At 68.4% G+C, this 8,552-nt stretch carries 6 protein-coding genes and 1 pseudogene; all 7 read right to left on the reverse strand.

The features are described from left to right. Window positions 1-198: pseudogene (locus tag Q0W90_RS20870) on the reverse strand (alpha/beta hydrolase); the annotation flags it as partial. Beyond that, window positions 188-1,351 carry an alanine racemase gene (alr, locus tag Q0W90_RS20875; protein ID WP_297776319.1) on the reverse strand — a complete coding sequence of 388 codons (1,164 nt, stop codon included), beginning with the start codon at window positions 1,349-1,351 and terminating at the stop codon, window positions 188-190. The gene alr and the pseudogene Q0W90_RS20870, both read right to left, overlap by 11 nt. A 92-nt stretch (window positions 1,352-1,443) precedes the next feature. After that, window positions 1,444-2,808, reverse strand: a complete 1,365-nt coding sequence (locus tag Q0W90_RS20880) for a glutamate decarboxylase (protein ID WP_297776321.1) — start codon at window positions 2,806-2,808, stop codon at window positions 1,444-1,446. 38 nt (window positions 2,809-2,846) lie between these two features. Next, complete coding sequence (locus tag Q0W90_RS20885) at window positions 2,847-4,268, reverse strand: NAD(P)H-hydrate dehydratase (RefSeq protein WP_297593803.1); 1,422 nt, start codon at window positions 4,266-4,268, stop codon at window positions 2,847-2,849. Between the two features lie 72 nt (window positions 4,269-4,340). Next, the gene (locus tag Q0W90_RS20890) at window positions 4,341-5,060 is read right to left on the reverse strand and encodes a rhomboid-like protein (RefSeq protein ID WP_297593809.1); all 720 of its coding nucleotides are present in this window, start codon (window positions 5,058-5,060) and stop codon (window positions 4,341-4,343) included. A 69-nt stretch (window positions 5,061-5,129) separates the two neighbouring features. Next, window positions 5,130-6,020, reverse strand: coding sequence for a DUF4436 domain-containing protein (locus Q0W90_RS20895; protein WP_297593811.1), 891 nt, complete (start codon window positions 6,018-6,020; stop codon window positions 5,130-5,132). A gap of 139 nt (window positions 6,021-6,159) precedes the next feature. After that, window positions 6,160-8,037 (reverse strand): glutamine--fructose-6-phosphate transaminase (isomerizing), encoded by a 1,878-nt coding sequence (glmS, locus tag Q0W90_RS20900; RefSeq protein ID WP_297593813.1) that lies wholly within the window; start codon window positions 8,035-8,037, stop codon window positions 6,160-6,162. Window positions 8,038-8,552: the final 515 nt, after the last annotated feature.

An 8,552-nucleotide genomic window follows, 5' to 3' on the forward strand; every position in this document is an offset into this window, starting at 1 on the left:
GGGTGTGGTGACCACCAGGCTGCGGTCGTCCTCGAGCCTGTTGAAATCCTCGTCGGCGTACGGGTCTTCGGCCGTGGCGCGTTGGGTGATCGACCGGCGGGCCGAGGCCCCGATGATGGTGGCGATGGCCGTCAGCCCCGCGCCCCCCGCAAGCCAGGCCCTGCTCTTGTAGCGCCTGCGGGTTCTTTCAGGGCTCAACGGTTTGCGCCTCGCGGTAGGTCCTGGTGATCCGCCCGCGGGGGCTGGTCACCACTTCGTAATGAATGGTGCCGAGCAGATCGGCCCAGTCCTGCGCGGTGGACTCCCCGTTGCCGCCGGGCCCGAACAGGATCGCCTCGTCGCCCTCGGCCACATCGGTGCGCCCCGGGCCCAGGTCGACGACGAACTGGTCCATGCAGATCCGGCCGACGCCCGGTCGCCGCCTGCCGTTGATCAACACCTCCAGCCGGTTGCCCAGCGACCGGAAGATGCCGTCGGCGTAGCCGACCGGCAGCAGCGCGAGGTTGGTGTCGCGCCGCGCGGTCCAGGTGTGCCCGTATGACACGCTCTCCCCCGCGCGGATCGACTTCACCAATGCCACAGGGCATTTCACCGTCATCGCCGGGACCAGACCCATGTCGCCGAGCTCGGGCACCGGGCTCAGCCCGTAAACCGCGATGCCGGGGCGCACCATATCGAAGGCCAGGTCGGGACGCGACATTGTGGCCGACGAGTTCGACAGGTGCGCCACCTCGTACCGCACCCCCCGATCGCGCGCCTGGGCCAGCAGGTCGGTAAACCGTTGGGCCTGAAGGTCATTGACGGGGTTGGCGGGTTGGTCGGCGTACACCATGTGAGACATCAGTCCGCGCACGACGATGGTGTTCTCGGCAACGGCGCGGCGCAGCGCGGTCAGCATCGACGGGTATTGCGCCGGCGGTACGCCATTGCGATTCAGCCCGGTGTCGACCTTGACGGTGACTGGCGCGGTCCGGCCGGTGCGGCGCACCGCGTCCAGCAGCTCGTCGAGCTGGCGCTCCGAGGACACGGCGACCTGAACGTCGGCCAGCAGCGCGGGCCCGAAGTCGATGCCGGGCGGGTGCAGCCAGGCCAGCACCGGCGCGGTGATGCCGGCGGCGCGCAGCGCCAGTGCCTCCTCAACGGTGGCGACACCCAACTCGGCCGCCCCCGCGGCCAGCGCGGCGCGCGCCGTCTGGGGCGCTCCGTGGCCGTAGCCATCGGCCTTGACGACAGCCATCACCTGCGCGCCGGCCTGCTCGCGCAGCAGCCGTACGTTGTGCTCAATGGCGCCCAGGTCGACCAGGGCCTCGGCGAGGAGGCCCTGGGTCAGGGATATCGGGGTAACGGCCACGGCCGCCATTGTCCCAGAAGCCGCGAAAGTGCAGCTACCGACGCCGCTACTCGGTGAACACGTCGCTAGTTGCACTTTGGCGGCGAAATCCGTCAGTGCGCGAAGTGCTGCGCCCCGTAGTGCCCGCCCGGCCTGAGCTTGTCCAGCGAGCTCAGCGCGGACACGGCGTCGTCGTGCAGGGCGCGGGCCAGGTCGGCGGAGAGCCCCTCGCGCACCACGATGCGCAGCACCGAGACGTTGGTGGCGTTGTCGGGCATGGTGTAGGCCGGCACCTGCCAGCCGTAGGTCCGCAGCTCGTGGGAGACGTCGAACTCCGTGTAGCCGCGATCCTTGGCCAGCCGGAACGCGACCACCGGGATCGCCGAGCCGTCGGAGACCAGTTCGCAGTGGTCGCTGACCCGCAGCTGCTCACCCAGCCAGCGCGCCGTCCCCGACAGGGCCTGCATGACCTTGGTGTAGCCCTCGCGGCCCAGCCGCAAGAAGTTGTAGTACTGACCGACCACCTGGTTGCCGGGGCGGGAGAAGTTCAGCGTAAAGGTCGGCATGTCGCCACCGAGGTAGTTGACCCGGAACACCAGCTCGTCGGGCAGGTGCTCCTTGCTGCGCCACACCACGAACCCGACGCCGGGGTACGTCAGCCCGTACTTGTGGCCGCTGACGTTGATGGACACCACCCTGGGCAGCCGGAAGTCCCACTTGAGCTCCGGGTGCAAAAAGGGCACCACGAACCCGCCGCTGGCGGCGTCGACGTGCACCGGGACGTCCACGCCTCCACCGGCCGCCAGCCGATCCAGCGCGCCGCAGATCTCGGCGACCGGCTCCAATTCACCCGTGTAGGTGGTGCCCAGGATCGCCACCACGCCGATGGTGTCCTCGTCGACGGCGTCGACGACCTGTTCCGGCGTGATGACGTAGCGCCCCTCCTCCATCGGCAGGTAGCGGGGCTCGACGTCGAAGTAACGGCAGAACTTCTCCCAGACCACCTGGACGTTGGATCCCATCACCAGGTTCGGGGTGCGGCCCTTCCAGTCCTTCCCGATTTTCTGGCGCCACCGCCACTTCATCGCCAGGCCGCCCAGCATCACCGCCTCGCTGGAGCCGACGGTCGACACCCCGCACGCGCTGTAGGGGTCGGCGTCGTTCAGCCCGTCGGCGTGGAACAGGTCGGCCACCATGGACACGCAGCGCTGCTCGATGGCGGCGGTCGCCGGATACTCGTCCTTGTCAATCATGTTCTTGTCGAACGTCTCGGCCATCAGCTTGTCGGCCTCGGGGTCCATCCAGGTGGTGACGAAGGTGGCCAGGTTCAGCCGCGAACTCCCGTCGAGCATCAGCTCGTCGTGGATGAAGCGGTAGGCGGCTTCAGGGTCCATCGATTCATCGGGCAGCCGCAGCGCCGGTACCGGCGCGGTGAACAGCCGACTGGTGTAGGCGGGGGCGATGGCGTGCGCGGGCATTGAAGGATGTTGTGGCACTGGGGATCCTCTCTCTAGGTCTATAGGGCGGCCAGGGCGCCCCGGATGTGCGGGATGATCCGTGACGACGACGTCGGTGCCTCGCCAGGCCCCGGGTCGGCCGCCGACAGCGCCGCCGCGCGGGCGTGGACGAACGCCGCGGCCGCGGCCGCCTCGGCCGGTGGCAGGCCCGCCGCCAGCAGCGCGCCGATCATGCCGGACAACACGTCACCGGAGCCGGCGGTGGCCGCCCAGGACTGCCCGGCGGGATTGAGGTAGACCGGGCCGCCCGGATCGGCGACGACCGTGACGTTGCCCTTGAGCAACACCGTGGCGCCGAACGCGTCGGCCAGCTTGCGGCACGCACCCACCCGGTCATCCCCGGGGGGGTTACCCGCTAAACGGGCGAATTCACCGGCATGAGGAGTCAGCACCGTCGGCGCGCTGCGATTCTCCAGCAGCTCGGGGTGGGCCGCCAGGATCGTCAGGCCGTCGGCGTCGACGATCACCGGCAGGTCGGTTTCCAGCGCGAACCACAGCGCCGCGGCGCCGGCGTCGTCGGTGCCCAATCCGGGCCCGACGACCCAGGACTGCACCCGCCCGGCCGACGCGGGGGTGGGCGAGGCGATCACCTCGGGCCAGTGCGCGAGCACCTCGCGGTGCGCGCTGCCGGCGTAGCGGACCATGCCGGAGGTCGCCGCGACGGCGGCCCCGGTGCACAGCACGGCGGCGCCGGGATACGTCGACGAGCCGGCCATCACGCCGGTGACGCCCTGGGTGTACTTGTCGTCGTGGGGGCCGGGCACCGGCCAGCGCGCCGCCACGTCGGCGGCCTGCAAGCCCAGCACGTCGGTGTCCGGCAGGTCCAGCCCGATGTTGATCAACCTCACCCGCCCGCAGTCGGCCAGCGCGTGCACGGGTTTGAGCCCGCCGAAGGTGACGGTCAGCACAGCGCGCACCGCGGGGCCGGGGATGGCCCCGGTCGCCGCGTCGATGCCGCTGGGGATGTCGACGGCGACCACCGGGATCCTCGCGTCATCGACCTCGGCGAACACCTCGGCCGCGGCGGGCCGCAACGCCCCCGAGCCGGAGATGCCCACCACCCCGTCGATGACGAGATCGGTTGTCGGCGAGACCCTTTCGACGATCCGGCCGCCCGCCCTGCGGAACGCGGCCAGCCCCTTGCGGTGGGTGCGCTCGGGGTTGAGCAGGATCGCGTCCGCGGCCACGCCGCGACGTCGCACGAAGGTGGCCGCCCAGAGCGCGTCACCGCCGTTGTCTCCCGAGCCGACGACCGCGCACACACGCCGCCCGGCCACCCCGCCGGTGCGGCCCGCCAACTCGCCGATGATCTCGGTGGCCAACCCGAAGGCCGCCCGGCGCATCAGGGCGCCGTCGGGCAGGCTGGCCAGCAGCGGCGCTTCGGCCTGACGGATCGCATCTACGGAGTAGTAATGCCGCATCAGAGCCAGGTTACGTGTCGCCGTCGCGGGCGCTTGGCGCCCACCATCTTTCATTGCCGCCCGGTGCCGACATCAGCTCGGGTCCGTCGGGGGCACGCTTCGGCGCGCCATGTCCCGCAGCCGCGCCGGACTCAATTGCCGGCCGCCTTTGGAGCGGGTGCGAGTCATCGGGTAGAAGCACAGGCCGATGAGGATCGAGGCGAAATGCCCGATCGCGGTGAAGTTCAGTTCGGCGCGGTCCATCGTGATCAGCGGGAAGCCGAAGATGACGAACAGCACGCCGAGATAGCCCCAGCGCCAGGGCCGGGCGATGTGGTAAGCCAGCACGGCCATCACGCCGACGAGGAAATAGCTGACCCCGATGTCGCGGGCGTGCACGAGGCGCTGCGACGCCTCGCGTTCCTCGATCGCGAAGTAGAGGATGCTCTCGCTGATGTAGGTGGCAAGGATGTGAGAGCTCAATCCCACAGTGAGCCAGCGCAACTGACCGAGCCAGTGTTCGGCCGGCGCGAGAAACAGGGTGAACAGCAGCAGATAGGGCTCGAAGTTCTTGCCGTCGATCCACAGCAGGCTGGAGAACAGTACGTCGAGCGGATTCCTGCCCAGCTCGTGAATGTTGGTGGAGCGGTGCAGCAATACCGAGTGCAACTGCCTGCCGGTGAGATGGTTCTGGATGATCGTCGTGACCATCAGCACGAACAGCCAGCCGTAGGTCAGCGGGGCACTGCTGACGAAATGCCACACCGCCAGCGTCATGCTGCGCACTCGCCCCCGAACCGATGCATGCGCCACGACATCAACCTTCGCACGCGGGGCGTGCCGCCGTACGACTTCGGCGGCAAACACGCCGCGGCCGCTCAGCTACTCGACGGGCGCGGGGACCGGGGCAGACGCCGCGGCGGCGCGCCCCGGTGGCGTCAAATGTCGCCACCAGCAGCCGATGTAGAGCACCATCGAGACCGCCAACGCGACCAGGACCCAGATCACCACGGTGATGTCGACCCAGCTGCCGAACGGTGGTGAGCCGGGCAGCGCGTTTCTCAGCGGCACCACCGCGAACAGCATCGCCGCGTACCACGTCGTCATCGGCGGCTGGAACGGCCGCTTGTCGCGCGCGGTCTGAATCGCTACGAACAGAGCCAGACTGGCGATCGTGATGAGCACACCGAGGATGACGATGGCGAACGCCGCGGTGCCCAGCGACCGCCGCAGATGCAGCCGGTACGGTCCGTCCGCCTGCGACCTGGACGCGGTGATCTGCCACCCCGACAGGTGGTCGACGAAGGTGACGGGCACGTGGGCGGGCGCGCGGCCGGTATCGGGGCCGTAGAAGATCTCGACTTCCAGCGGCCCGGAGCGATATTGGTCGAACGGCCAGCGTTCGATCTGCCCGCCGATGGTCAGCGGGACCGCCATCAGGCCGGGGAGCATGCCCTTGGCCCAGGTGTGCCGGGACGGCATCGCCGAGGATCTGACGCGAAGGCTGAGATCCTCCTTGAGGTGGTGGGTTTTCGGATCCAGCAACGCCGATCCCGGATTGAAGGCGAGGTTGACGGCGAGCACGCTGTTGTTCGACTGGAGCTCTTCGACGTTGATCGTCGCCGAGGGCTCGTCGGCGCTCACGGCCGGGGTTAGGTCCTCCAGACGCCGGACGGCATCACCTTGGGCGTACAACGTGACCGAGGCGACGTATGCCGCGAGGACAAGCACGACGAGACCTACGACGCCGAATCTGATGCCGCCCGATCGCATACTTCCTCCCGCACGGACGCCGGCTTGACCACCTGGCCGAAATGCTTTCCCAGGGCAATGTAATGGATCGGTTGCGGGTCCGGCGCCCATACGGGCGAAGCGGCGCGAGCTATGCCCGCCTATACCCGCCTATACCCGCCTATTCAACGGTGACGGACTTGGCCAGGTTTCGCGGCTTGTCCACGTCATAACCCCGCGCCTGCGCGACCGACGCGGCGAACACCTGGAGCGGGATCGTCGACAGCAACGGCTGCAAAAGCGTTGATACAGAGGGGATTTCGATCAAGTGGTCAGCGTAGGGGCGCACGGTTTCATCGCCTTCTTCGGCGATCACGATCGTGATCGCCCCGCGGGCCTGGATTTCGCGGATGTTGGAGAGCAGCTTGGCGTGCAGCACGGCCGACCCCTTGGGGGACGGCATGACGACGATGACGGGCAGGCCGTCCTCGATCAGCGCGATGGGGCCGTGCTTGAGCTCGCCGGCGGCGAATCCCTCGGCGTGCATGTACGCCAATTCCTTGAGTTTGAGCGCACCTTCGAGCGCCACCGGGTATCCGACGTGGCGACCCAGGAACAGCACCGTCGGCGACTGGGCGAATTGATAGGCCAAGGCGGCCACCGGCTTGATCGTCGCGATCACCCGCGCGACGAGGTCCGGCATCGCTTCCAGTTCGTGGTACTCCCGCGCGACCTCGTCCGGGTACTTGGTGCCGCGGGCCTGCGCCAGCGACAGGCCGACCAGATAGTTGGCGGTGATCTGCGCCAGGAACGTCTTCGTCGAGGCCACCCCGATCTCCGGGCCGGCGCGGGTGTAGAGCACCGCGTCGCACTCGCGCGGAATCTGCGAGCCGTTGGTGTTGCAGATCGCCAAGACCTTGGCCTTCTGCTCCTTGGCGTGCCGCACCGCTTCCAGGGTGTCGGCGGTCTCGCCGGACTGCGAGATGGCGACCACCAGGGTGCTGCGGTCCAAAACCGGGTCGCGGTAACGGAATTCGCTGGCCAGCTCCACTTCTACCGGCAGCCTCGTCCAGTGCTCGATCGCGTATTTCGCCAGCAGCCCGGAGTGGTACGCGGTGCCGCAGGCCACCACGAACACCTTGTCGATCTCACGAAGTTCCTGATCGCTCAGACGCTGCTCGTCGAGCACGATCCGGCCGTCCACGAAATGCCCCAGCAGGGTGTCGGCCACGGCGGCGGGCTGCTCGGCGATCTCCTTGAGCATGAAGTACTCGTAACCGCCCTTTTCGGCGGCGGCCAGGTCCCAATCGATATGGAACTCGCGGTATTCGACATCTTCGTTGCCGTCGAAGTCGGTGATCCGGTAGCCGCCCGCGGTGATCACCACGGCCTGGTCCTGGCCGAGTTCGATCGCGTTGCGGGTGTGCGGGATGAAGGCCGCCACGTCGGAGCCGACGAACATCTCGCCGTCGCCGATTCCGAGCACCAGCGGGGTGGAGCGGCGGGCCGCGACGATGGTGCCGGGCTCGTCGGCGTTGGCGAACACCAACGTGAAGTGGCCGTCCAGGCGGCGCAGCACCGCGAGCACCGACGCGGCGAAATCGCCGGCGGTGTCGCCGTGACGGTAGGCCTGCGCCACCAGATGCACCGCGACCTCGGTGTCGGTGTCGCTGACGAACTCCACGCCGTGGGCCTCCAGCTCGTGGCGCAGGTTCGCGTAGTTCTCGATGATGCCGTTGTGGACGACGGCGATCTTGCCGGCGGCGTCGCAGTGCGGGTGTGCGTTGCGGTCGGTGGGGCGCCCGTGGGTGGCCCAGCGGGTGTGGCCCAGGCCGGTGGTGCCGGTCAGCGCCGACGCCGGCATCTGGGCGACCGCCTCTTCCAGGTTGGCCAGCCGGCCGGCGCGGCGGCTCACCGTCAGGGTGCCTGCCGAGGGGCCACTGCCATTCGCCAGTGCGATGCCCGACGAGTCGTAACCGCGGTACTCCATCCGGCGCAGCGCGGCCATGACGACGTCACAGGCGGGCCGCTGCCCGACATAGCCGACAATTCCGCACATTCTGACCAGGGTAGTGCAGGGGGCCCACCGAACCCGCAATCCGGCGTGATGGTCAGGCCGCCCACCTGCACGAAAGCGTGCTGTGACGGTCGGTCCGCCCGCCGGGCGGTATCGCGACCCTGGGACCCGATAAACGGCGGAGACGCTTTTCACCTGATGTGTTTGCGACGTTTTCGTCCGCTTCATCGCCCTCGCGATGAGTACCCCTAACATTCGAATTGTCAGCAAACATCGTTAACTACCGACGGGCGAGGTGTCCGCGCCCCTCTACCGGCCCTGGCTACCTCGAATTTCTTTTTGCCGAAGCGTGAATTCAGTTGTCAACGGTTGTTAACCGGGAATTGTGCGGCGGGCCGCATTGACATGCGTAACTTGCTCCGACCGCCCACCATGCACCATGAGGAGGCAAGCGTGACCGCAGTTCGGTACGACGACGTGGTGACCGCCACGGCGGCACCGGTGCCCAGCCTCGCCGCCAGGCCGCGCCGGCAGCCGTCGACCAGCTCCGGAAACCC

The sequence above is a fragment of the Mycobacterium sp. genome (assembly GCF_025933915.1).
GTDB lineage: Bacteria > Actinomycetota > Actinomycetes > Mycobacteriales > Mycobacteriaceae > Mycobacterium.